Source organism: Collimonas sp. GW821-FHT07E08, assembly GCF_059418905.1.
Window position 1 is genome coordinate 20,962 of record NZ_JBWKQR010000007.1, and the last position, 22,646, is coordinate 43,607.

Consider the following 22,646-nt stretch of genomic DNA (forward strand, 5'->3'; position numbering starts at 1 on the left):
GGCTTTGCATGACACTCAGGCAATCAAGCCTTGTCAGCCTTGCCCGCAGCATTCGCCAGCTTGCTCAGCATCTGGTCCAGCAGCCAAGGCTTGCGGTCCTGGTCTTCCGCCAGCTCCTTGCGCCGGATAGCGTCGCGCACCACCAGCGAACCGATGTAGCGCAGCGGTTCCGGCGGGAACTGGCCGCGCGGGCCGGCTGCCAGCGGGCTGCGGCTCCAGGCGTTGTCGAGGCCCAGCACCAGCGACGACAGCAATTGCCCGCCCATATAGCTGGGGCCGACGCCGTTGCCTGAATAACCGAAGCCGTAGAACACGTTCGGCATGTCGTTGAGCCGGCCGAAGAAGGGGAAGCCGGTGACCGAGCGGTCGGACGGGCCGTTCCAGCTGGCGGTGATCGGCACGCCGGCCAGCGCCGGGAAAAATTCGTGCAGGCTGCGCTTGAGCTGCTGCTCATAGGGAGAGCGCTGGTCGAATACCGGCAGGATGCGGCCGCGCCAGGCGAAGGTGTTGCCGCCCTTGCCGAGCATCAGGCGGCCGTCTTCGGTAGTGCGGTAATAGAACACGAAAGTGCGCGAATCGAGCACCGACACGCCGTCCGTCAAACCGATGCGCTGCAGCAGCTCGGGGCATTTCTCCGTGATCACCATGTCGCTGGAGACCACCGCCAGGGTCCGTTCGAATTGCGGGAAACGGCTGGCCATCCAGGCGTTGATGGCCAATACCACCTTGCCGGCCTGCAGGCTGCCGGCCGGCGTCTGCAGCGTGACCGCGGCGCCGGGCGTGAACGACAGCATCGGCGTCCTTTCGTAGATCCGTATGCCCATGTCCAGTGCCACGCGGCGCAGGCCCCGCACCAGTTTTCCCGGATGCACCGTCGCCGCCATCGGCGAGAACACGCCGGCGAGGTTACGCGCGGAACCGGAGAGGCGCTGCACTTCAGCGCCAGGCAGCTCATGATAGGAACTGATGCCCTGCCGCTGCAATTCCTGCAGCACCGGGTCCAGCACTCCCAGCTGCGCCTTGGTGGTGGCGGTATACAAGGTGCCATCCTGGCGGAACTCTGCATTGATCTTGTGTTCGCGGCAGAAATTGCCGATGTGGTCGACCACCGCCTCCGAAGCCTTTACCAGGCGCACCGCTTCGGCTTCGCCGAACAGGCGGCGCAAGGTGAAGAATTTGGTCGACCATGTCAGCAGGCAGCCGCCGTTGCGGCCGCTGGCGCCGGCGCCGCACAGGTCGCTCTCGATGATGGCGATGTCCAGCGCCGGATCCTGCTGCTTGAGCTGGATCGCAGTCCACAAGCCGGTGAAGCCGCCGCCGACGATGCCGACGTCTGCCTTTTGCCGGCCTTGCAGGGCGGGAGCCAACTCGCCGCCGGCGAACAATGCTTCTTCAAGCCAGAATGGGCGCATGAGGTATCGATCCTAGACCAATCAAAAATGAATGCCGTCATTCCCGCGAACGCGGGAATCCATTTTTGTCCGTAATTTGGATTCCCGCGTTCGCGGGAATGACGAAGATTTTAGAGCAAGTTATGCGCGTCCCAAGGCGCAGGCCGACATCAGCCTGGAAAAATGCTGCAGGCCGGGAGTCGCCATGCCTTTCACCTTCGCCTGGTCGTCCCACAGGCGCAGGCTGACTGCATCGGCGGCATAAGGACGGGCGATGAACTGCGCTGCATCGGCGGCGGAAAACACGCCACCCTGCAATTCCAGGCTGCGCCTGGAGTCTTCTGACAGGCGGCTCCAGTAACCGGCATCTGTCGCACACAGGTAACGCTTGGCGTCGACATGCAGGCGGATCGGCTCCAGCACCGCCGGACTGAACAAGCCGCGCAGATACGGTATCGCGAAATATTGATGGGTATCGTCGACGCCGCGCGCGGACGGCGTCTCGCCTTGCGGGTTCAGCAAATGCCCGAGATCGTGCAGCAAGGCGGCGCAGACCAGTTCCGGGGCGGCGCCGGCCTGCTCGGCCAGGGTTGCCGACTGCAGCGCGTGCTCGAGCTGGCTGACCGGCTCGCCGCTGTACATCTGGTGGCCGCCGCGTTCGAACAGTTCGCAGATTTGCGGAATGGTCAGCATTTGTTCAGCTCCAGTTCAATTCCACGGCAGGGAATAGGTTTTGGTGTTGCAGAAACTCTTCATCGCTTCCTGCACGCCTTCCTTGTAACCCAGGCCGGAATCCTTGATGCCGCCGAACGGCGTCAGTTCCAGGCGATAGCCGGGCACTTCGCGCACGTTGATGCTGCCGACCTGCAGTTCGCGCACGAAACGGGTGATGTAATCGAGGCGGTTGGTGCAGACCGAGGACGACAAGCCGTAGGGCGTCGAATTCGAGATGCGGATGGCGTCGGCGATATCGGTGCAGCGGATCACCGGCGACACCGGGCCGAAGGTTTCCTCTGCGACCAGCTGGCAATCGGCCGGCACATGGTCGAGCACGGTCGGCGAATACAGCGCGCCATCGCGCAGGTTGCCGAACAGGAGCTGGGCGCCGTGCTGCTGGGCGTCCTTGACCTTGGCTTCAAAGGCGCTGGCAGAGCGGGCATCGATCACGGTGCCCATGTCGTTGTGCGGATCCATCGGATCGCCGTATTTGACGGCCTTGGTTTTGCTGACCAGCAGCTCGACGAATTCATCGGCCACCGCCTGGTGCACGATCATGCGCTTGATCGCCGTGCAGCGCTGGCCGGAATTCTTGTAGGAACCGGAAACCGCCAGCGTCGCAGCTTCTTCCAGGTCGGCGTCTTCCATCACGATGATCGGGTCGTTGCCGCCCAGCTCCAGCACCTGGCGTTTGTAGACCGCTTTGCCGGCGATGTATTTGCCGATCGGCACGCCGCCGGTGAACGTCACCAGGTCGACATCGGGATTGGTCAGCATTTCATCCGCGATTTCGGCGGGATCGCCGGTGACCACCGAAAACATTTCCGGCGGCAGGCCGGCTTCGTACAGGATGTCCGCCAGCAGCAGCGCCGACAGCGGCGTTTTTTCAGTCGGCTTGAGCACCATCCGGTTGTTGGTGGCGATAGCCGGCGCAACCTTGTGCGCGACCTGGTTGAGCGGATGGTTGAACGGCGTGATCGCCGAAATCGCGCCCAGCAGCGGTTCTTTCAAGGTATAGACCTTGCGCTGCTTGCCGTGCGGCGTCAGGTCGCAGGAAAACACCTGGCCGTCATCCACCAGCGCCTGGTTGGCGGCGAACACGAATACATCGCAAGCGCGGCCGACTTCATACAGGCTGTCCTTCTTGCACAGCCCCGCTTCCGCCGTGATCAGGTCGGAAACCGCATCGGCATTGGCGCGCAGCAGCTCAGAAGCGCGCAACATGATGCGCGACCGTTCATAGCGCGTCAGCGGCGAACGGAAGGCGCGCGCCGCCTGGAAAGCATGGCGGATGTCTTCCACCGTGGCTTTCGGCACCGAACCGACCAGCGCGCCGTTGAAAGGGTTGCGGATTTCTATGCGGCGCGGATTGCCGACCAGCTTGCCGGCAATCCGCATCTCTTGGTGTAAAGGCTCGCCTTGCTTGAGCTTGCTCAGTTCGGTCAGCATCATGTCCTCAGGTCTGTCGGTCGGCGTGGAGAAAATTTATTGCGCGCTTATCGGATGAAATTCATGGGATGAAACTCATGGGGTGAAATTCGTGGCCAGGAAAAACACATCGAAATTGCGCAGCCGGTGGCCGGCCGGGATGGCGCCCAGCTTGCGGTTGAACATCAGCGGCACCCGCTGTTCGGAAATGCCGCCGTGCGAACGCAGCGGCAGTTTCAGCTCGGACAGATCATGGCGGCTGGCGGCGGTGCCGATCACGGTCAGGCGTTCGCTGACCACCACCAGGTCGCCGATGCGGTCCGGCGGCAGTTCGAAACGCTGCGCCGCCTGTTCGCGCGTGAGCACCAGTTCGATGCCGGAGATGGCGCGGATCTTGTCGGCGATCTCGGCAGCGTTCGAGGCCGCGCCGAGATAGACGGTCGCGTAGGAGCCGAGCGCGCCGTGGTGCACCACATAGGGATCGGTAATCGGCAGGATGACGCGGGTTTTCTCGACGCCGACCTTGGCGTCCAGCACATCCTGCAGATACACCACGTTGGCATTGCCGGCGCTGTCGGTCTTGGCGTTCATGCCGTGGTCGGCGGTGAGGCCGATCACCGCGCCCAGCGCATCGAGCTGGGCCAGGTAATGGTCCATCATGGCGTAGAAGGCGTTGGCGCCTGGCGTGCCGGGGGCGTATTTATGCTGGATGTAGTCGGTGGTCGACAGGTACATGATGTCCGGCCGTTCGCTCGCCAGCAGCTTGACGCCGGCGGCGAACACGAACTCGGACAGTTCGGCGCTGTACACCGACGGCAGCGGCATGCCGACCAGTTCCAGCAGGTTTTCTATGCCGTTCTGTTCCAGCGTGGCCTGGTCGGCTTTTTCCGCGGAAAAGCAGATGCCGCGCATCTTGTGGCCGAGCAGTCCGCGCAGCTTGTCCTTGGCGGTCACCACCGCAACCTTGGCGCCGGCTTCGGCGAAGGCGGCCAGGATGGTGCCGGCGCGCAGGTACTTGGCGTCGTTCATCATCACTTCCTGCCTGGTTTCCAGGTCGTAGAAGTAGTTTCCGCAGATGCCATGCACCGATGGCGGCACCCCGGTCACGATCGACAGGTTGTTCGGATTGGTGAAACTCGGCACCACGCAGTCGGCGCCCAGCACCGTGCCCTGCTCCGTCATCTTTTTCAGGAACGGCGCGACGCCGGCCTGGATTGCCTGGTTGATGTATTCCTGCTCGCAGCCGTCGACGCAGACCACCACCAGCGGCTGCCGCATCGATTGATAACTGCGGCCATTGACATTAAGGGTTCTGGTATTGGACATGGCATTGCTTTCGCTGTGAGTCAGACTTGCTTGCAGGTTTTACTTCAAGGTGATCGGCGCGGCCGAGGCAGCTTTTGCCTGAGCCTTGTGCATGCGGTTGCGCCCGGCCACCGCGTGTTCGCGCATGATGTCGCCGGCGGCTTGCGGATCGCCGGCTGCGATGGCCTCGACGATCTTGTGGTGTTCGGTAGTCGAGGTCGGCAGGCTGCCCTTTTGCGCCAGCGCCGAGCGGCGGAACAGGTTGAGCTCGTTGACCAGGCGGCGGTAGGTATGCAGCAGCTTCTTGTTGGCGGTGAACTGCACCAGCGCATCATGGAAGGCCAGGTTCAGTTTCAGGTAGCCGTCGACGTCGCCCAGCGCCACCATGCCGTCCATGCGATCGAGCAGCGTGCGCAGCTCCTGCAGCTGGGCCGGCTTGATGGCCGCCGCCAGCTTGCGGCCGATCAATTCATCCAGCGCCGCCCGCACCTCATAAATCTCGTCGGCTTCTTCGACCGAAATCTGGCGCACGAACACGCCGCAGTTTTTTTCCTGCTGCACCAGCCCCGCCTCTTCCAGCGCGCGAAAAGCCTCGCGCACCGGACCGCGCGACACGCCCAGCATTTCCGCCAGCGAAACCTCGTTGAGCTTGTCGCCGGCGACCAGGTCGCCGGTGAGGATCATGCGCTCCAGCTCTTTCTGCACTAACGAAGGCAGCGAGTTTTTCTGGACCAGGGCGATGGTGTTCATGGTGCGGTTGGTGGTCATGGCGTTCTTTTTAAACGTTCGGTGATTGCACTTTAACCCAGGCAAGTGTAGATTGTCTACAATATACATGAAACAACGTGCGATATCAAACCAAGGACACCCTCATGAGCCTGCATAGCCGCGATCCGATTCTGCTGACCCCCGGACCACTGACCACTTCCCTCGCCACCAAGAGCGCCATGCTGCAGGACTGGGGCTCCTGGGATGCCGCCTTCAACGCCATCACGGCCAAAGTACGCAAGCAATTGCTCGACATCGCCAATGCCCACGAAAGCCATGTATGCGTGCCGATGCAGGGCAGCGGCACGTTCTCGATAGAAGCGGCGATCAATACCCTGTTGCCGCGCAACGGCCACATGCTGGTGCTGATCAACGGCGCCTACGGCAAGCGCATGGCGAAAATCGTCGAGATGATGGGGCGCCAGGTATCCGTGCTGGAAACGGCCGAGGACGTGCCGACCACTGCCGCCGATGTCGAGCGCGCCTTGGGCAACGACCGCAGCATCACGCACATCGGCGTGATCCATTGCGAAACCAGCACCGGCATCCTCAATCCCCTATATGAAATCGCTGAAGTGGCGGCGCAGCACAAGAAGAGCCTGATCATCGACGCCATGAGTTCTTTCGGCGCGCTGGAAATCGATGCGGCGAAAATCGGTTTCGATGCGCTGATCGCGGCCAGCGGCAAATGCATAGAAGGACCGCCGGGCATGGGTTTCGTGATTGTCCGCAAGAGCGTGCTGGAAAAAAGCGCGGGCAATTCAAGGTCGCTGTCGCTCGACCTTCACGATCAGTGGACTTACATGGAAAAAACCACGCAATGGCGCTTCACGCCGCCGACCCACATCGTGGCGGCTTTTCACGCGGCATTGAACCAGTTTTTTGCGGAGGGCGGCCAGCCGGCCCGGCTGGCGCGCTATACCAGGAACTACGACACCCTGATGGCGGGCATGCGCGAACTGGGGCTGATCCAGTTTCTGCCGGCAAAAATCCAGGCGCCCATCATCGTCACGATGCATGCGCCGAATAGCCCAAGTTACGAATTCAAGGATTTCTATAACCGGGTGCGCGACAAGGGCTTCATCCTGTACCCAGGCAAACTGACCCAGGCCGAGACTTTCCGCGTGGGTTGCATCGGTTCTATCGGCGCGGAGGAAATGCGGCAGGCAGTGCATGCGATCGGCGATGCACTGCGCGAGATGGGGATCAAGGCAAGGAACGCCGGCAACCCTTGACGATGCAAGCCGGCCGGATATTGCGGAGACGGGGTCCGGCTAGCTTATGCGCAACCGTGGCCGCCCGCGGCCTTGGCTGTCATCGGCAGGTCGCGGCCGGATTCCCTGGTATGGCCTGCGGCTTCAAGGCGCTGCAGGTAGTCCTCCCACATCGCCTCCTGGTCCCGCCCTAATTTGTACAGGTAGGCCCAGGTATAAATGCCGCTGACGTGGCCGTCGGAAAACGTCGGCTTGACGGCGTAATTGCCGACCGGGTCGAGCGCCGCCATTTCGACATTGCGCTTGCCGGTCTGCAGCACTTCCTGCCCGGGACCATGGCCGCTGACTTCGGCGGAAGGCGAATACACGCGCATCAATTCAAACGGCAGCAAAAACACCGCGCCGTCGTCGAAGGCGACTTCCAGCTTGCACGACTGCTTGTGCACTACGAATGACACCGGCACAGGCGCCGGGGCTGATTGCTTGGAACCGGTCATTGGGATTGCCCGCAAGTGAAATTAAAACTGCTCGGAGATGGCGGAGCGCAATGCGCCCAGCAAGGCCTGCCGTTGCTCCAGCGTGGCTGGCGATGGCTGCCGTTGCGCCTCTGCCCACACCGGGCCAGGAAAATGGGCGTCGTCCGCATAGCGTGGAATCACATGCCAGTGCAGATGCGGCGTCATGTTGCCGAGGCTGGCCAGGTTGATTTTTTCCGGCTGCATGACAGCGCGCACCACCGACTCCACCTTGCAGACCGCAGCCATCAATGTGCTGCGATCGGCAACCGGCAGATCGGTCATTTCCTTCACGTGGTCATTCCAGATGACACGGCAAAAACCTGGATAAGAGGCATCATCGACCAGCACCACGCGTAATTTTTCGGCGTAATGGAGTACTTCCCCGCCGTCGCCGTTGCACAGTTCGCAACCGGCTGAATGCATTGCCATGGTCACACCAGGATCCTTTCAATGCCACCGTTGTTGGCGCGCGCAACGTAGTCCGGCAGCCAGTTCTCGCCCAGCAGGTGGCGCGCCATCTCGACCACGATGTAGTCCGCGGTGGTGCCGGAATCATCGTTGTAGCGCGACAGCCCTTGCAGGCAAGACGGGCAGGAGGTGAGGATCTTGACGTCGCCGCCGAAACCGTCGGCGCGCAGCTTGTCCGCGCCCTTGTTCATCTCTTCTTCCTTGCGGAAACGGACCTGGGTCGAGACATCCGGACGGCTCACGCCGAAGGTGCCGGACTCGCCGCAGCAACGTTCGTTCTTCTCGATCTTGGTCCCGCTGTCGGTGGTGATGAGCGCATTCACCGTCTTCATCGGATCCTGCAGCTTCATCGGGCTGTGGCAAGGATCGTGATACATGTAGCGCGTGCCGCTGACTCCCTCCAGCTTGAGATTCTTTTCCAGCAGGTATTCATGGATATCGATGATGCGGCAACCCGGGAATATCTTGTCGAACTGGTAGCCCTGCAGCTGGTCGTAGCAAGTGCCGCAGGAAACGATCACGGTCTTGATGTCGAGGTAGTTCAGGGTATTCGCCATGCGGTGGAACAGCACGCGGTTATCGGTGATGATCTTTTCCGCCTTGTCGAAATCGCCCGAGCCGCGCTGCGGATAACCGCAGCACAGGTAGCCCGGCGGCAGCACGGTCTGCACGCCGACCTGCCACAGCATCGCTTGCGTGGCCAGGCCGACTTGCGAGAACAGCCGCTCCGAACCGCAGCCCGGGAAATAAAACACGGCTTCGGTATCGGCGGTAGTGCTCTTCGGATCGCGGATGATAGGCACGATCTTGTCGTCTTCGATATCCAGCAAGGCGCGCGCGGTCTTCTTCGGCAGGTTGCCAGGCATCTTCTTGTTGATGAAGTGGATGACCTGTTCCTTGATCGGCGCCTTGCCGACGGTGGCAGGCGGTTTCTTGGTCTGCTTCTTGGCGAATTTCTTCAGTATGTCGTTGCCCAGGCGCTGCGCCTTGAAACCCCAGTCGGTCATGACCTTGCGCGTCATGTTGATGGTGGCCGGATCGGTGGCGTTCAGGAAGAACATCGCAGCCGTGGTGCCTGGATTGAACGATTTCTTGTTCATCTTGCGCAGCAGGTTGCGCATGTTCATCGAGACGTCGCCGAAATCGATGTCGACCGGGCATGGCGTGACGCACTTGTGGCAGACCGTGCAGTGGTCGGCCACGTCTTCGAATTCTTCCCAATGCTTGATCGAGATGCCGCGCCGGGTCTGCTCTTCGTACAGGAAGGCTTCCACCAGCAGCGAAGTCGCCAGGATCTTGTTGCGCGGCGAATACAGCAGGTTGGCGCGCGGCACGTGGGTGGCGCACACCGGCTTGCATTTGCCGCAGCGCAGGCAATCCTTGACGCTGTTGGCGATGGCGCCGATATCGCTTTGCTGCATGATCAGCGATTCGTGTCCCATCAGGCCGAACGACGGCGTGTAGGCATTGCTCAGGTCGGCCTCGAAACCGGGCAGGTTGAGCAGCTTGCCCTTGTTGAAACGGCCTTCCGGATCGACCCGCAGCTTGTAGCTGCGGAAATCCTTGATCTCGTCTTCGGTCAGGAATTCCAGCTTGGTGATGCCGATCCCGTGCTCGCCCGAAATCACGCCGTCCAGCGAACGCGCCAGGGTCATGATGCGCGCCACCGCGGCGTGCGCATCCTGCAGCATTTCATAGTGGTCGGAATTGACCGGCAAGTTGGTATGCACGTTGCCGTCGCCGGCATGCATGTGCAAGGCGACGAACACGCGGCCGCGCAAGACGCGCTTGTGGATCGCGCTGCATTCATCGAGGATCAGCTTGAACGAAGCGCCGTTGAAGATCTGGCGCAGCAAGGCGCGCACTTCCTGTTTCCAGGACACGCGCACGGTGCGGTCCTGCACCACGTCGAACACGGTGGCGTCGGGCTGCTGCAGCAGGCGCTGCTCGAACACCAGGCCGAGTTTTTCCAGCCCCAGCGCGGCCAGCTCGTCTTTCGCATCCTTGAGCGGCTTGTCCAGGTTGGCCAGCAGGTAAGTCCAGCGCGCCTGCACGTCGACCAGCAATTGCTCCGCCTGGTGCACGCGGTCTTCCAGGATCTCGGCAGCGGGAATGTCGTCGCCGTCGGCGTCGTCGCCCTTGCCCAGCGGCAGATTTCCCTTGAGCAGGAAATCGCGCAATTCATCCAGCAGCTGCAGCTTGTTCTTGGCCGACAGCTCGATATTGATGCGTTCGATGCCGTCGGTGTACTCGCCCATGCGGTTGAGCGGAATCACCACGTCTTCATTGATCTTGAAGGCGTTGGTGTGCTTGGCGATAGCGGCCGTGCGGGCGCGGTCCAGCCAGAATTTCTTGCGCGCTTCCGGGCTGACCGCAATGAAACCTTCGCCGACCCGGTTGTTGGCCATGCGCACCACTTCCGACGCCGCTTGCGCCACCGCGTTTTCATCGTCGCCGACGATATCGCCGAACAAGGCCATCTTCGGCAGTACGCCGCGCTTCGATTTGGTGGTGTAGCCGACTGCGCGCAGGTAACGCTCATCCAGGTGCTCCAGGCCGGCCAGGATGGCGCCGCCCTTCCTGGTTTCGGCATCGAGGAAGTCCTTGATTTCGACGATCGACGGAATCGCATCGCGCGCCTGGCCGAAAAATTCCAGGCAGACGGTGCGCGTGTGCTTCGGCATCTTGTGCAGGATCCAGCGCCCGGAGGTGATCAGGCCATCGCAGCCTTCTTTCTGGATTCCCGGCAAACCCGCCAGGAATTTGTCGGTCACGTCCTTGCCCAGGCCTTCCTTGCGGAATACGCGGCCGGCGATTTCCAGGATCTCGGTCTTGAACGGCTTTTCGCTCGGCCGGCCCTTTTCCGCCGGATGGCGCCACTCCAGCTGGAAGCGCGCCAGCGGCGTGTCGTGGATCTTGCCCAGGTTGTGGTCGAGACGGGTCACATCCAGCCAGTCGCCGTTCGGATCGACCATGCGCCAGCTCGCCAGGTTGTCGAGCGCGGTGCCCCACAGCACGGCTTTCTTGCCGCCGGCGTTCATGGCGATATTGCCGCCGACGCAGGATGCCTCGGCCGAGGTCGGATCGACCGCGAACACGAAACCGGCCTTTTCGGCGGCGTCGGACACGCGCTTGGTGACTACGCCGGCGCCGGAATAGATCGTCGCGTATTCTTTGTCGAGCCCTGGCAGGATCGCCATTTCGACTGCGCCCAGCTGTTCCAGTTTTTCGGTGTTGATGACTGCCGACAACGGCGTCAGCGGAATCGCGCCGCCGGTGTAGCCGGTGCCGCCGCCGCGCGGGATGATGGTCAGGCCGAGTTCGATGCAGCCCTTGACCAGGCCGGCCATTTCATCTTCGCTGTCGGGCGTCAGCACCACGAACGGATATTCGACGCGCCAGTCGGTGGCGTCGGTCACGTGCGAGACGCGCGACAGGCCGTCGAACTTGATGTTGTCCTTGGCGGTGTAGCGCCCCAGGATCTTGTTGGCGCGCTTGCGCAGATCGTAGGTCTGGCGGAATTCGTCGGCGAAGGCGGCGATCGCCTTGCGCGCGGCGGCCAGCAGCGCTTCCACATTCTCGCTGCGTTTTTTCGCTTCTTCATCGCCGACGGCATCGCCCTCGCCGGTGACGATACGGCGCTTGTCGACTTCGCCGAGCCGATGATGCAACGCATCAATCAGGGCTTGGCGGCGCTTCGGGTTATCCAGCATGTCGTCTTGCAAATACGGATTGCGCCGCACTACCCAGATGTCGCCCAGCACTTCATACAGCATCCTGGCGGAACGGCCGGTCTGGCGCTTGCTGCGCAGTTCGTCGAGCAGGCGCCAGGATGCTTCGCCCAGCAGGCGGATCACGATCTCGCGGTCTGAAAACGAGGTGTAGTTATAAGGAATCTCGCGCAAGCGCGTAGGAGCGGCGCCGTGTGGCGCGTCTGACAATAATGCCTGGATTTTGACTGGGGCGTTCATTGGTCTATGAAAGTTAACTGCAGCTACTGAATCCGCATTTTAGCTTATCGCGCTGCGTCACGAGGGCAAGATGCCGATTTGTGCAGCGCAAGGCACTGAGCGGCTGTGGATAGGCAAACGCAATGAAATCAATAAAAACAATCAATTTTCATATATCAATAGTCTTTAACTACAATTCGTCCATACCCATTTTTTTTGGAGCCATCATGTTTAGCGAGATCATCAGCGAAATCCTCGACAGCATTTCCTGCACATTGGCCGACTACGGCCAGTGCAAAGGCTGAATCACCCTACCCCGGAGGCAAGCCATGACACCCGTTTCCTTATCGCGCAGGAATCCCTATTTCGGCATTTCCTACCTGCTGCGCCAGCGCGCATGGCCGTTGCGCATGCTGCCCTACCTGATCTTGCTGCTGATCACGCCGGCGATGTTCTGGGCCGGCCTGTCCGCGCTCTGATCAAACCCGCGGTTCGGCGGCGATCCGGCTCTTGTTCCGGTTCACGCCAGCCAGCTTGCGACTTGCCGCCAGAATCCGTCCGGCACGTTCATCAGCAGCCAGACGACGAACACATAGCGTGCGAACTTGCCGACCGCCATGTACGCGACACAGGGCCAGAACGGCAGCTTGAGCCAGCCGCCCAAGGTGCAGATCGGGTCGCCTATGCCCGGCACCCAGGCCAGCAGCATGGTCTTGGCGCCGTAACGCTGCAGCCAGTCGAACCAGCCGCTGCCGCGCTCACGGGCAAATGCCTGCTTGGCGCCGTAACCCATCCAGTAATCCACCACGCCGCCTAGCGTATTGCCCGCGGTCGCGACCAGGATCACCGGCCAGAACAGCGCGCCGTTGGCCTTGATCACGGCAAACACGGCCGGCTCGGAACCCAGCGGCAGCAGGGTGGCGGCGACAAAACTGATGATGAAGACGGAGGTAAGCCCGACCGTCGGCACGGCAAGCGTCTTGAGCAACCATAAAACAGCGGATTCGATCATGGAAAACTATTCGGGGAAAGACGGCAGACCCGGCCGCATGCGAATAAATGGCATGCGGCCGACAAAACCTGGTGACGATTAAAAGCCGTCCATTATAATGATCCGCTGTTTCCCCCGGCCTGATCCTGTTGTCGAGCGCGCTCGACATCCCCAATTTGACAACGACATGACCACAGATTATTTGCAGAAGATCCTCACCGCCCGCGTCTACGACGTCGCGGTCGAAACCCCTCTTGAACTGGCGCCAACGCTGTCGAAGCGTATTGAAAACCAGATTTACTTCAAGCGCGAGGATGTGCAAAGCGTGTTCAGTTTCAAGCTGCGCGGCGCCTACAACAAGATGGCCAGCCTGACCCCGGCCCAGCTCAAGCGCGGCGTGATCTGCGCTTCGGCCGGCAACCACGCGCAAGGACTGGCGCTGTCGGCGGCCAAGCTCGGCTGCCGCGCCGTGATCGTGATGCCGACCACCACGCCGCAAGTCAAGGTCGACGCGGTGCGGGCGCGCGGCGGCGAAGTCGTGCTGTTCGGCGACTCCTACACCGACGCCTACAACCACGCGCTGACGCTGGAAAAGAAACTCAAGCTGACCTTCGTCCATCCTTTCGACGATCCGCATGTGATCGCCGGCCAAGGCACGATCGGCATGGAAATCCTGCGCCAGCACGCCGGGCCCATCCATGCGATCTTCGTCCCGATAGGCGGCGGCGGCTTGATTGCCGGCATCGCCGCCTATGTCAAGGCGGTGCGGCCCGAGATCAAGATCATCGGCGTCCAGACCACCGATTCCGACGCCATGGCGCGCAGCCTGAAGGCTGGCCGCCGCGTCACCCTGGCGGATGTCGGCCTGTTCGCCGACGGCACCGCGGTCAAGCTGGTCGGCGAAGAAACCTTCCGCCTGGCGCGCCTGCATGTGGACGAAGTGATCCTGGTCGATACCGACGCCGTCTGCACCGCGATCAAGGATGTATTCCAGGATACGCGCAGCATCCTGGAACCGTCCGGTGCGCTGGCGGTGGCCGGCGCCAAGGCCTATGTCGAACGCGCCAAGGCCACCCGCAAGCCGGTCAAGGACCAGACCCTGGTGACGATCGCCTCCGGCGCCAACATGAATTTCGACCGCTTGCGTTTCGTCGCCGAAATGGCCGACATCGGCCAGCTGCGCGAAGCCGTGTACGCCGTCACCATCCCGGAACAGTTCGGCAGCTTCCGCCGTTTCTGCGAGCTGGTGGGGCCGCGCAACGTCACCGAATTCAACTACCGCATCAGCGACGAGAAAGTCGCGCACGTGTTTGTCGGCGTGCAGACGACCAGCGGCGAAGAAGCCAAGCAGATCGCCAGGAACTTCGAGAAGCACGGCTTCAGCACGCTTGACCTGACCCATGACGAACTGGCCAAGGTCCACGTGCGGCACCTGGTGGGCGGCAAGAGCCCGCTGGCGGAAAACGAATTGCTGTACCGCTTCGAGTTCCCGGAACGTCCGGGCGCCCTGATGCGCTTCCTCAATTCGATGGCGCCCGACTGGAACATCAGCCTGTTCCATTACCGCAGCCAGGGCGGCGACGTCGGCCGCATCCTGGTCGGGCTGCAGGTGCCGAAAAAAGAGATGAGGATCTTCCGCACTTTCCTGTCCAGCCTGGGTTACCGCTATTGGGATGAAAGCAGCAATCCGGTCTACAAGCTGTTCCTCGGTTAAGACGTCCGGCCACGCTCCCGATAGGCGCCGTCAAGCGGCGAATATCGGGGAGCCGTAGCTTATCTGGCAAAATACTGCTTTTGAGCACAAGCAGAAGCCATGACTATCCCCAACACGCCTGACGCCTCGCCGCTGGGCAAACCCGCCGCCTACCAGACCCAGTACCAGCCTTCGCTGCTGTTCCCGATTGCCCGCCTGGGCAAGCGCGAAGAAATCGGCGTCAGCGGCACGCTGCCGTTTTTCGGCGTCGATATCTGGAATGCGTATGAGGTGTCCTGGCTCAACCTGCGCGGCAAGCCGCAAGTGGCGATCGCCACTTTCACGGTGCCGGCGGATTCTCCCAACATCATCGAATCGAAGTCGTTCAAGCTGTACCTGAATTCCTTCAACCAGACCAGGCTGGCGGACAAGGACGCGCTGCTGCAGCTGCTGCGCACCGACATATCGGCCGGTTTCGGCGCGCCGGTGCATGTCGCCCTGACCACGGCCGAGGCCTTTTCCGGGCTCAAGCTGCAAGAACCGCAAGGCTTGCTGCTGGACCGGCTCGATATCGAAGTGGACGAGTACCAGCCGAATCCGTCGCTGCTGAAAAGCGATCCGAACCAGGTTGTGGTGGAAGAGACCCTGGTCTCGCACCTGCTGAAATCGAATTGCCTGGTCACCGGCCAGCCGGACTGGGGCAGCGTGCAGATCCATTACGTCGGCGCCGCCATCGACCAGGAGAGCCTGCTCAAGTACCTGATCAGCTTCCGCGAGCACAATGAATTCCACGAACAATGCGTGGAACGCATATTTATGGACCTGATGCGCAACTGTCGGCCACAAAAGCTGTCTGTATATGCGCGCTATACCCGGCGCGGTGGTCTCGATATCAATCCTTGGCGCAGCAATTTCTCCACCTCCCAGCCGCCGTTGAATTGGCGCCAGGCAAGGCAATAATTTACGTTCGGTTACAAACCGTATCAAAAAGGCAGCACTCAAGCGACTAAATGGTAGTAATTTGGTCGGGAATATTGACGTTCGTAGGATCAACGTCTACCGTACGACCTCGCCGTAAAGGATTCTTTTGCTTATGATAATTTTTTCTCGTTTTACCGCCCTCAAGCACGCTGCCTTGATCTCTTGCATTACAGCACTGGTCACAGTGACTGCTCCAGCCCAGGCCCAGGAAACCCCGGACACCACCGGCTGGTTCAGCAAAACTCTCTCGCAGACCAAGAATCGTCTCGACAACATCGTCGAAAACGGCGACATGGAAGTGTATCTGTCGGGCTACGCCTACCACGGCCGCCGCACTTATACCAAAGAGCGCATCGAAGAACTGAATGAAAAGGCCTGGGGCCTGGGCGGCGGCCGCACCATCCGCAACGCCGACGGCAACGACGAATCGCTGTACCTGTTCGCGATCCGCGACTCGCATTTCAAGCCGCAGATCATGGCTGGATATGCCTATGAATGGATCTGGAATGTCCCCAAGACGCCGGTCGAAGTCGGCGCCGGCTATACCGCCATGATGATGAGCCGCCAGGATTATTTCGGCGGCTTCCCGTTCCCGATCGCCTTGCCCGTGGTCTCGCTGGGCGTCAAGGGAGCCAAATTGATGGGATCTTACGTGCCTCGCCTGTCGCAGAACAAAGGCAACGGCGACGTCTGGCTGATATTTGCACGCTTTGAAGTTAAATAAAAGCCATCGCCGGCCCCGGCAAGACCATGACCGCAAGTTGGTGTTGTTGGCCGGAATCGAGTCTATAATCCGGGTTGGGAGCCATTAAGACCGTAGCCCGAGCTATGCTGACTTGGGCCAGGATCGGGGAGGCGTTACCATGACAACAGCAGCCGCACGCTATCGCGGCTAGCAGCGCCAGCCCTGAGATTGGCATGTTTTTGAAGTGCTGCGGCCATATTAGTGGTGGCTTACAATGACTTAGACACAACCACCCGTATTGTGCCGCATACCAATTTGTATTATGACTAATCTTGCAAAAATCCTGCCTGCACAAAATGTAGCGCTGGATCTGGAAGTCTCCAGTAAAAAACGCGCCTTCGAACAAGCCGGTTTACTCTTCGAAAACAATTGCGGCATTGCCCGCTCTACCGTCTCCGACAACCTGTTTGCGCGCGAACGCCTGGGTTCCACCGGCCTTGGCCATGGCGTCGCCGTGCCGCATGGCCGCGTCAAGGGATTGAAAGCGCCGCTGGCCGCCTTTGTGCGCCTGGCTGAACCGATTCCGTTCGAATCGCCGGATGGCGAACCGGTCCGCTTGCTGGTGTTCCTGCTGATTCCTGACAACGTCACCCAGCAGCACCTGGAAATCCTGTCGGAAATCGCCGAGATGTTTTCCAGCGACGCCTTCCGCTCCATCCTGAGCAGCGATCCCGATCCCGCTTCGGTGCACGCGCACATTGTGGCCTGGCAGCCCATGGGCACGGAAAATGCGACATAATTTAAATTAAGACATCATCCTGTCTGAGTCGCCTGCCGGCGATCTAACCCCTTAACCACGTCAGACGCCGACCATGCCAGTTTCCACGCCCCTCTCGATTCAGCAGCTGTACGACGAAAACCGCGAATCGCTGCAGCTGGGCTGGTTTGCCGGCTTCCCCGGCGGCGAGCGGCTGATTTCCGGCGATGCCGCTTCGGCCGCCGACCAGGTGGGCCACCTGAACCTGATCCACCCGGGCCGGATCCAGGTCTTCGGGCACCAGGAAACCGAATACTACCAGCGCCTTTCGGCCACTTCGCGGGTCTACCAGACCGCTGAACTGGTGGCTGGCGCGCCGCCCGCCTTCATCATCGCGCAGGGCCTGGCGACGCCGCCGGACATCCTCGAAATCTGTGATGAAAAGAACATCCCGCTATTTTCGACGCCGTTGCCGGCTGCGCAGGTGATCGATTACCTGCGGGTATACCTGTCGAAAAAACTGGCGCAACGGATCACCATGCATGGCGTGTTCATGGATGTGCTGGGAGTCGGCGTGCTGATCACCGGCGAATCCGGGCTCGGCAAAAGCGAGCTGGGGCTGGAACTGATTTCGCGCAGCCACGGCCTGGTGGCCGACGATGCGGTCGAATTCGCCCGCATCGCGCCGAACATGATCGAAGGCCGCTGTCCGCACCTGCTGCAGAACCTGCTGGAAGTGCGCGGCCTGGGCCTGCTCGACATCAAGACCATCTTCGGCGAAACCGCGGTGCGCCGCAAAATGCGCCTCAAGCTGATCGTGCACCTGGTGCGGCGCGCAACGCTGGAAGAAAACTACGAGCGCCTGCCGCTCGACGCCCATACCCAGGAAGTACTGGGGCTGGCGATCCGCAAAGTCATCATCCCGGTAGCCGCCGGCCGCAACATCGCGGTGCTGCTGGAAGCCGCGGTGCGCAACACCATCCTGCAGCTGCGCGGCATCGACACGCTCAAGGATTTCATCGCGCGCCAGCGCATTGCGATGGACAGCGACAGCGATCTTTAAAGATAGCCGGCAGGCCGCCCACGCTCTCGACTGCCGTAGTTACGGTATCATTGTGCAATGCGCATAATTCTCATCACTGGTATTTCCGGTTCAGGTAAATCGGTCGCTCTTCGCGTGCTCGAAGACGCCGGTTATTTTTGCGTCGATAACCTGCCGCCCATCCTGCTGCGCGACCTGGTCGCCACCCGCATCGACGAAGGCGCGCAAATGCTGGCGGTAGCCACCGACGCCCGCAGCGCCGACTCGCTAGCCGGCCTGCCCTCGGATATCCGGCAGCTGAAAGCCGAAGGACACGACGTCAAGGTGTTCTTCCTGACCGCCCAGACCGAATCGCTGATCGCCCGTTTCTCCGAGACCCGCCGCAGCCATCCGCTATCGCACCGCCTGCGTCCCGGCCAGAATCCGGCCGACCGCCTGACCCTGACCGAGTGCATCCTGAATGAACGCGAGATGCTGGCCGGGATCGAGAGCATCGCCCACACCATCGATACGTCGAACATGAGCGCCAACCGCTTGCGCAGCTGGATCAAGGAGCTGGTCTATACCGAACCGGCGCCGCTGATCCTGCTGTTCGAATCGTTCGCCTTCAAGCGCGGCGTGCCGCTGGACGCCGACCTGGTGTTCGACGTGCGCATGCTGCCGAACCCGCATTACGACGTGAAACTGCGGCCGCTGACAGGCTGCGACCAGCCGGTGATCGCGTTCCTGGAAGACTTGCCGAAAGTAGGCGACCTGCTCAACGACATCCGCAATTTTGTCGAAAAATGGCTGCCGTCGTTCAAGGATGACAACCGCAGCTACCTGACGGTAGCCATCGGCTGCACCGGCGGCCAGCATCGCTCGGTCTACATGGTGGAGCGGCTGGCGGAATATTTCCAGGTATCCGAACGCGTGGTGCGGCGCCATCGCGAACTGGCCAGGCGCGCCGGCGACAATTAGCCGGCCGCGCAGCCCCCCGCAACGCAGTTCACTCTCTCTCCGCAGTCGACGTCACAACCTATGCCCGAAAATAATTCCTGGATACCGCTGTTCCCGCTCAACGCGGTGCTGTTTCCCGGCGGCGTCCTGCCGCTCAAGGTATTTGAAACACGCTACCTCGACATGCTGCGCGAATGCATGAGGCTGGAGCAGCCGTTCGGCGTGGTGCTGATCAAGTCGGGGCAGGAAGTCGGCAATGCCGCCGAGCCTGAAAGCGTCGGCTGCCTGACCAGGATCACCGAGTGGGACATGCAGGACCTGGGCGTGATGATGCTGCGCACCGAAGGCAGCCAGCGTTTCCGGATCGTGCAGCAGCGCGTATTGTCCGACCAGCGCCTGGAAGCGCAGGTGATGCTGATCGACTCCGACGCGGCGACGCCGCCTGACGAAGCCCACCTGCAATGCGCCAGCACCTTGAAACTGGTGATCGACGATATCAACAAGAAAGGCCGCGCCGCGCATGGCGAGAATTTCGCCAGCCCGTTTGCCTTGCCGCTGCAATTCGACAATGCCGGCTGGGTCGCCAACCGCTGGTGCGAAATCCTGCCGATTCCCTTGAAGGCGCGCCAGAAGCTGCTCGAACTGACCGACGGCCGCGAGCGGCTTGGCATAGTCCATCAATATCTGCGGCAGCACCACATCATCTGACAAGCCGCTTCAGGCAAACAGGTCCGCTTCGCGAAAAACTTCCAGCAGCAGCTTCTTGACCGGCGCCGGCAACGGCGCGTCGGCCAGCTTGTCAGCCGGATACCAGACATGGTTGGCCTGCGCGACGCTATCCAGCCGATGCTCAAGGGCGATCTGGAACGGCGCTATCTGCAATTTGAAATGGGTGAAGACGTGGGTAAACGGCTGCAGCGGCTCGCACGATGCGACCGGGCCGAAAGCTGCGGTGGCGCGATTGAGCGCGGCGTCGAAATCGTCTTTCGAGGCAAGCCCCGGCGCAATTTCCGGCAACGACAGCAAGCCGCCCCAGATGCCGCTGTCGGGACGCTGCTCCAGCAGGACCTGGCGCCGGTCGACGATCACCAGCATGCCGGTATGTTTTTCGGGAATCGCTTTTTTCGGTTTGCGCACCGGCAGCTGGCTGACCCGGTCGGTCGCCAGGGCGACGCAGCGCTGCGCCAGCGGACAGGCCTGGCAGGAAGGTTTGCTGCGTGTGCAGAGCGTCGCTCCCAGGTCCATCAGGCCCTGGGTATACGACTCCACGCCCTGCTCCGGCAACAAGGCCACGGCACGGCGCCACATCGCATCTTCGATCGGCTTGGCGCCGGGATAACCGTCGATGCCGAACACCCGGGAGAACACACGCTTGACGTTGCCGTCCAAAATCGCAGCCTGCACGCCGTAGGAAAACGCGGCAATGGCGGCCGCGGTGGAACGGCCGATGCCGGGCAGCTCTTGCAGCAGCAGCGGATCGCGCGGAAATATCCCGCCATGCTCAGCCACCACCCGCTGCGCGCAGCGATGCAGATTGCGCGCCCGGGTGTAATAACCCAGGCCGCTCCAATGCGCCATCACCTCTTCGCTAGGCGCCGCCGCCAGCGCCTGCACGTCGGGAAAGCTGGCCAGGAAACGCTGGTAGTAAGGAATCACCGCGGCCACCTGGGTCTGCTGCAGCATGATTTCCGACAGCCAGACGCGATAGGCGTCGCGTGTCTGCTGCCAGGGCAAGGCATGGCGGCCGTGCTGCTTCTGCCATGAGATCACCGCGGCGGAAAATGACGGGTCGGCAAACTGGCCGGCCGCTTCGCTGCTGTCGATAACTACACGTTTCATCTATACCGCGACTTTCATTGGCGCCATTTCCGTTCCCAGCGCATTCCTTAAATCCGTTTCCAGCGCCACCAGCGTGTTTCTTTGCGCCGTCAATTCGTTCTGCAGCATCTCCACCGACTGGATTTTTTCTTCCAGGCTGTCGATCGCCACATGCACCCGCTCGATCGAATCGGTGCGCTGCTTGAGCTGCGACTTGTGGGCGCGGATCTGCTCTTCCAGCGGCGCCATCACCACCTTGAGCCAGGCATCGACGTCGCGGTTGGCCTGCAGGAAACTCTGCTTGACGCGCGAGGCGATCGAATCGAAGAACTTCTGCATCAGCACGACCTGGCTGGTCTTCACCAGCGTCACCGTGCCGAACTGGCGATGATAGGCGGTCTCGATCACCTTGATTTCATTGCGGTACTTGTCCAGCGAAAACGGCATGGGCGTCGACAAGGCCAGCCCGTGCTCGGTCGAGAACTTGCGGTACATGATGGTCATCATTTCCGAAATTTCATCGGTCTTCTGGCCGGACAGCATCAGGTTTTCCTGCGCCTTGTCGAAAAATTCCTTGACCGCATGGCGGAAGCCGGCGGTGAACATGCTGCCTTCCATGGTCTCGCGCGTCTTGCGGATTTCTTCTTTCAGCAAGCCCATGCCGAGCGTGGTGAAGACGCCGGCCGACAGCCGCGCGAACACCATGCGCGTGCCTTGCAGCTTCAGCAGGCTTTCGTCGAATTCCTTTTTCTCGATGTCGATCCGTTTCATCATGTGGCTGATGATGGAAGTGTTCTTGCCGCGCAAGCTCTTCAATTCCAGCAGCTGCTCGACCACGCTGCGGATATGCGCCGACATCAGGGCTTGCTTGGTGACTGTCAGGTCATGGATATCGCCGATCAGCTGCGAGCGGATGATGTCGCGCTTGGCCGGGATAAGCTCGCGCGACAGGGCATTTTCCAAGGCCGGCAAGCGGCTTTTCCTCAGCAGGTCCGGCTCGCCGTTGATCTTGCCGACCAGGCCCTTCTGGGCCGACACCGGGTACACCTGCGTCTCCGCCAGGCCCAGCGTCTGCGCCACGCTCGACACCTGCTTGCTGATCTGCTGCTCGACCTCGAACGGTGAACGCAGTTCGTCCCACATGCTGTCGATCTTGTTCAGCACCACCATGCGGCCGGCGCCGCTGCCGATGTGATGGCGCCAGACATCGACGTCGCTCTTGGTGACGCCGGTGTCCGCCGCCAGGATGAACAACACCGCATGGGCGTTGGGAATCAGGTTGAGCGTCAGCTCCGGCTCGGTGCCGATCGCGTTCAGGCCCGGCGTATCGATGATCACCAGTCCTTCTTTCAGCAAGGGATGCGGGAAGTTGACGATGGCATGGCGCCATTGGGAAATCTCGACCCGCCCCAGCACGTCGACCGCCAGGGCCGCGTCCGGATCGTCTTCGTCGTACAGGCCGTAGCGCTTGGCTTCTTCCACCGGCACCCATTTGGTCAGGCTGACCTGCTTGAATGCTTCCAGCATGCCGTCGGTGGAGGATATATCCAGCGGCAACACGGTCCAGACGTGATGAGCGCCCTTGTAATCGCTGGTCGACTGCGATTCGGCCCGGGTTTCTATCGGCAGCAGGCGGATGCATGACGGGAAGGACGCGTCATACAGCAGCTCGGTCGGGCACATGGTAGTGCGGCCGGCGGCGGACGGCAGGATGCGCTGGCCATAGTCGGCGAAAAAGATGGCGTTGATCAGTTCTGACTTGCCGCGCGAAAATTCCGCCACGAATGCGATCGACAATTTGTCGTCGGTAAGGCGCGCCAAGGCTCGGCTGATACGCTGTTCGCTGGCCACGTCCGACAATTTCGAGGCGCTGGCCCACGTCTGGTAACGCCGCAGTGCACTGGCTACGCCGGTGCGCCATTCACTGTATTCCTGGAATTTTTGGACTAGATTGCTCACTATCTCTCTCGCCTATTTTCTC

At 61.3% G+C, this 22,646-nt stretch carries 20 protein-coding genes; 9 read left to right on the forward strand and 11 right to left on the reverse strand.

The genetic code is table 11. The features are described from left to right. Positions 1-23: 23 nt before the first annotated feature. The 5 genes from AC07RZ_RS10400 to AC07RZ_RS10420 all read right to left on the reverse strand — a co-directional run bounded on the left by AC07RZ_RS10400 (position 24) and on the right by AC07RZ_RS10420 (position 5,609). Positions 24-1,412, reverse strand: coding sequence for an FAD-dependent oxidoreductase (locus tag AC07RZ_RS10400; protein WP_494667884.1), 1,389 nt, complete (start codon positions 1,410-1,412; stop codon positions 24-26). A gap of 120 nt (positions 1,413-1,532) precedes the next feature. Beyond that, entirely contained in the window at positions 1,533-2,084 is a 552-nt protein-coding gene (locus AC07RZ_RS10405) for a phosphonate degradation HD-domain oxygenase (RefSeq protein WP_494667885.1), read from the reverse strand. Positions 2,085-2,099: 15 nt separating this feature from the next. Next, a complete protein-coding gene (phnY, locus tag AC07RZ_RS10410) occupies positions 2,100-3,557 on the reverse strand; it encodes a phosphonoacetaldehyde dehydrogenase (RefSeq protein WP_494668016.1) in 1,458 nt (485 codons plus the stop codon). Positions 3,558-3,632: 75 nt separating this feature from the next. After that, complete coding sequence (gene phnA / locus AC07RZ_RS10415; protein ID WP_494667886.1) at positions 3,633-4,862, reverse strand: phosphonoacetate hydrolase; 1,230 nt, start codon at positions 4,860-4,862, stop codon at positions 3,633-3,635. Positions 4,863-4,901: 39 nt separating this feature from the next. Beyond that, positions 4,902-5,609, reverse strand: a complete 708-nt coding sequence (locus AC07RZ_RS10420; protein WP_494667887.1) for a phosphonate utilization associated transcriptional regulator — start codon at positions 5,607-5,609, stop codon at positions 4,902-4,904. A 104-nt stretch (positions 5,610-5,713) separates the two neighbouring features. Here AC07RZ_RS10420 and AC07RZ_RS10425 point away from each other — a divergent pair, with 104 nt between their 5' ends. Further along, positions 5,714-6,844 carry a 2-aminoethylphosphonate--pyruvate transaminase gene (locus AC07RZ_RS10425; RefSeq protein ID WP_144741983.1) on the forward strand — a complete coding sequence of 377 codons (1,131 nt, stop codon included), beginning with the start codon at positions 5,714-5,716 and terminating at the stop codon, positions 6,842-6,844. Between the two features lie 44 nt (positions 6,845-6,888). On the opposite strand, the gene AC07RZ_RS10430 is transcribed toward AC07RZ_RS10425, so the two are convergent. Genes AC07RZ_RS10430 through AC07RZ_RS10440 form a run of 3 tightly spaced genes read right to left on the reverse strand, consistent with a single transcriptional unit; the run spans position 6,889 to position 11,780 of the window. After that, positions 6,889-7,320 (reverse strand): gamma-butyrobetaine hydroxylase family protein, encoded by a 432-nt coding sequence (locus AC07RZ_RS10430; RefSeq protein WP_494667888.1) that lies wholly within the window; start codon positions 7,318-7,320, stop codon positions 6,889-6,891. 21 nt (positions 7,321-7,341) lie between these two features. Further along, positions 7,342-7,770, reverse strand: coding sequence for an HIT family protein (locus AC07RZ_RS10435; protein ID WP_494667889.1), 429 nt, complete (start codon positions 7,768-7,770; stop codon positions 7,342-7,344). 2 nt (positions 7,771-7,772) lie between these two features. Further along, entirely contained in the window at positions 7,773-11,780 is a 4,008-nt protein-coding gene (locus AC07RZ_RS10440) for a DUF3683 domain-containing protein (protein WP_494667890.1), read from the reverse strand. A gap of 308 nt (positions 11,781-12,088) precedes the next feature. Here AC07RZ_RS10440 and AC07RZ_RS10445 point away from each other — a divergent pair, with 308 nt between their 5' ends. Next, the gene (locus AC07RZ_RS10445; RefSeq protein ID WP_186450636.1) at positions 12,089-12,238 is read left to right on the forward strand and encodes a hypothetical protein; all 150 of its coding nucleotides are present in this window, start codon (positions 12,089-12,091) and stop codon (positions 12,236-12,238) included. A gap of 41 nt (positions 12,239-12,279) precedes the next feature. Here the strand turns inward: AC07RZ_RS10445 and AC07RZ_RS10450 are convergent, their stop codons facing one another. Further along, entirely contained in the window at positions 12,280-12,771 is a 492-nt protein-coding gene (locus AC07RZ_RS10450; RefSeq protein ID WP_494667891.1) for a YqaA family protein, read from the reverse strand. Between the two features lie 97 nt (positions 12,772-12,868). Between AC07RZ_RS10450 and ilvA the strand changes: the two genes are divergently transcribed. From ilvA to AC07RZ_RS10485, 7 genes are all read left to right on the forward strand, one after another. Continuing rightward, on the forward strand, positions 12,869-14,464 hold the full coding sequence (ilvA, locus tag AC07RZ_RS10455) for a threonine ammonia-lyase, biosynthetic (protein WP_494667892.1): 1,596 nt from the start codon (positions 12,869-12,871) through the stop codon (positions 14,462-14,464). 99 nt (positions 14,465-14,563) lie between these two features. Then, positions 14,564-15,403 (forward strand): NADPH-dependent 7-cyano-7-deazaguanine reductase QueF, encoded by an 840-nt coding sequence (queF, locus tag AC07RZ_RS10460; protein ID WP_494667893.1) that lies wholly within the window; start codon positions 14,564-14,566, stop codon positions 15,401-15,403. 133 nt (positions 15,404-15,536) lie between these two features. Beyond that, positions 15,537-16,148, forward strand: a complete 612-nt coding sequence (locus AC07RZ_RS10465) for a hypothetical protein (RefSeq protein ID WP_494667894.1) — start codon at positions 15,537-15,539, stop codon at positions 16,146-16,148. A gap of 283 nt (positions 16,149-16,431) precedes the next feature. Next, positions 16,432-16,908, forward strand: a complete 477-nt coding sequence (locus AC07RZ_RS10470; protein WP_092394889.1) for a PTS sugar transporter subunit IIA — start codon at positions 16,432-16,434, stop codon at positions 16,906-16,908. Positions 16,909-16,981: 73 nt separating this feature from the next. Beyond that, positions 16,982-17,929, forward strand: a complete 948-nt coding sequence (hprK, locus tag AC07RZ_RS10475) for an HPr(Ser) kinase/phosphatase (protein WP_014004611.1) — start codon at positions 16,982-16,984, stop codon at positions 17,927-17,929. A 57-nt stretch (positions 17,930-17,986) separates the two neighbouring features. Beyond that, on the forward strand, positions 17,987-18,868 hold the full coding sequence (gene rapZ / locus AC07RZ_RS10480; protein WP_092394886.1) for an RNase adapter RapZ: 882 nt from the start codon (positions 17,987-17,989) through the stop codon (positions 18,866-18,868). Positions 18,869-18,928: 60 nt separating this feature from the next. Next, positions 18,929-19,555: an LON peptidase substrate-binding domain-containing protein gene (locus tag AC07RZ_RS10485; RefSeq protein ID WP_494667895.1), complete on the forward strand. Its 627-nt coding sequence runs from the start codon at positions 18,929-18,931 to the stop codon at positions 19,553-19,555. 9 nt (positions 19,556-19,564) lie between these two features. Here the strand turns inward: AC07RZ_RS10485 and mutY are convergent, their stop codons facing one another. After that, complete coding sequence (mutY, locus tag AC07RZ_RS10490; protein ID WP_494667896.1) at positions 19,565-20,686, reverse strand: A/G-specific adenine glycosylase; 1,122 nt, start codon at positions 20,684-20,686, stop codon at positions 19,565-19,567. Next, a complete protein-coding gene (locus tag AC07RZ_RS10495) occupies positions 20,687-22,624 on the reverse strand; it encodes a dynamin family protein (protein ID WP_494667897.1) in 1,938 nt (645 codons plus the stop codon). Between the last annotated feature and the right edge of the window lie 22 nt (positions 22,625-22,646).

Bases quoted from the DNA above. Each gene is read 5' to 3' on its own strand.
- AC07RZ_RS10400 (WP_494667884.1), bottom strand. From the start codon at position 1,412: ATGCGCCCATTCTGGCTTGAAGAAGCATTGTTCGCCGGCGGCGAGTTG.
- AC07RZ_RS10405 (WP_494667885.1), bottom strand. From the start codon at position 2,084: ATGCTGACCATTCCGCAAATCTGCGAACTGTTCGAACGCGGCGGCCAC.
- phnY (WP_494668016.1), bottom strand. From the start codon at position 3,557: ATGCTGACCGAACTGAGCAAGCTCAAGCAAGGCGAGCCTTTACACCAA.
- phnA (WP_494667886.1), bottom strand. From the start codon at position 4,862: ATGTCCAATACCAGAACCCTTAATGTCAATGGCCGCAGTTATCAATCG.
- AC07RZ_RS10420 (WP_494667887.1), bottom strand. From the start codon at position 5,609: ATGACCACCAACCGCACCATGAACACCATCGCCCTGGTCCAGAAAAAC.
- AC07RZ_RS10425 (WP_144741983.1), top strand. From the start codon at position 5,714: ATGAGCCTGCATAGCCGCGATCCGATTCTGCTGACCCCCGGACCACTG.
- AC07RZ_RS10430 (WP_494667888.1), bottom strand. From the start codon at position 7,320: ATGACCGGTTCCAAGCAATCAGCCCCGGCGCCTGTGCCGGTGTCATTC.
- AC07RZ_RS10435 (WP_494667889.1), bottom strand. From the start codon at position 7,770: ATGGCAATGCATTCAGCCGGTTGCGAACTGTGCAACGGCGACGGCGGG.
- AC07RZ_RS10440 (WP_494667890.1), bottom strand. From the start codon at position 11,780: ATGAACGCCCCAGTCAAAATCCAGGCATTATTGTCAGACGCGCCACAC.
- AC07RZ_RS10445 (WP_186450636.1), top strand. From the start codon at position 12,089: ATGACACCCGTTTCCTTATCGCGCAGGAATCCCTATTTCGGCATTTCC.
- AC07RZ_RS10450 (WP_494667891.1), bottom strand. From the start codon at position 12,771: ATGATCGAATCCGCTGTTTTATGGTTGCTCAAGACGCTTGCCGTGCCG.
- ilvA (WP_494667892.1), top strand. From the start codon at position 12,869: ATGATCCGCTGTTTCCCCCGGCCTGATCCTGTTGTCGAGCGCGCTCGA.
- queF (WP_494667893.1), top strand. From the start codon at position 14,564: ATGACTATCCCCAACACGCCTGACGCCTCGCCGCTGGGCAAACCCGCC.
- AC07RZ_RS10465 (WP_494667894.1), top strand. From the start codon at position 15,537: ATGATAATTTTTTCTCGTTTTACCGCCCTCAAGCACGCTGCCTTGATC.
- AC07RZ_RS10470 (WP_092394889.1), top strand. From the start codon at position 16,432: ATGACTAATCTTGCAAAAATCCTGCCTGCACAAAATGTAGCGCTGGAT.
- hprK (WP_014004611.1), top strand. From the start codon at position 16,982: ATGCCAGTTTCCACGCCCCTCTCGATTCAGCAGCTGTACGACGAAAAC.
- rapZ (WP_092394886.1), top strand. From the start codon at position 17,987: ATGCGCATAATTCTCATCACTGGTATTTCCGGTTCAGGTAAATCGGTC.
- AC07RZ_RS10485 (WP_494667895.1), top strand. From the start codon at position 18,929: ATGCCCGAAAATAATTCCTGGATACCGCTGTTCCCGCTCAACGCGGTG.
- mutY (WP_494667896.1), bottom strand. From the start codon at position 20,686: ATGAAACGTGTAGTTATCGACAGCAGCGAAGCGGCCGGCCAGTTTGCC.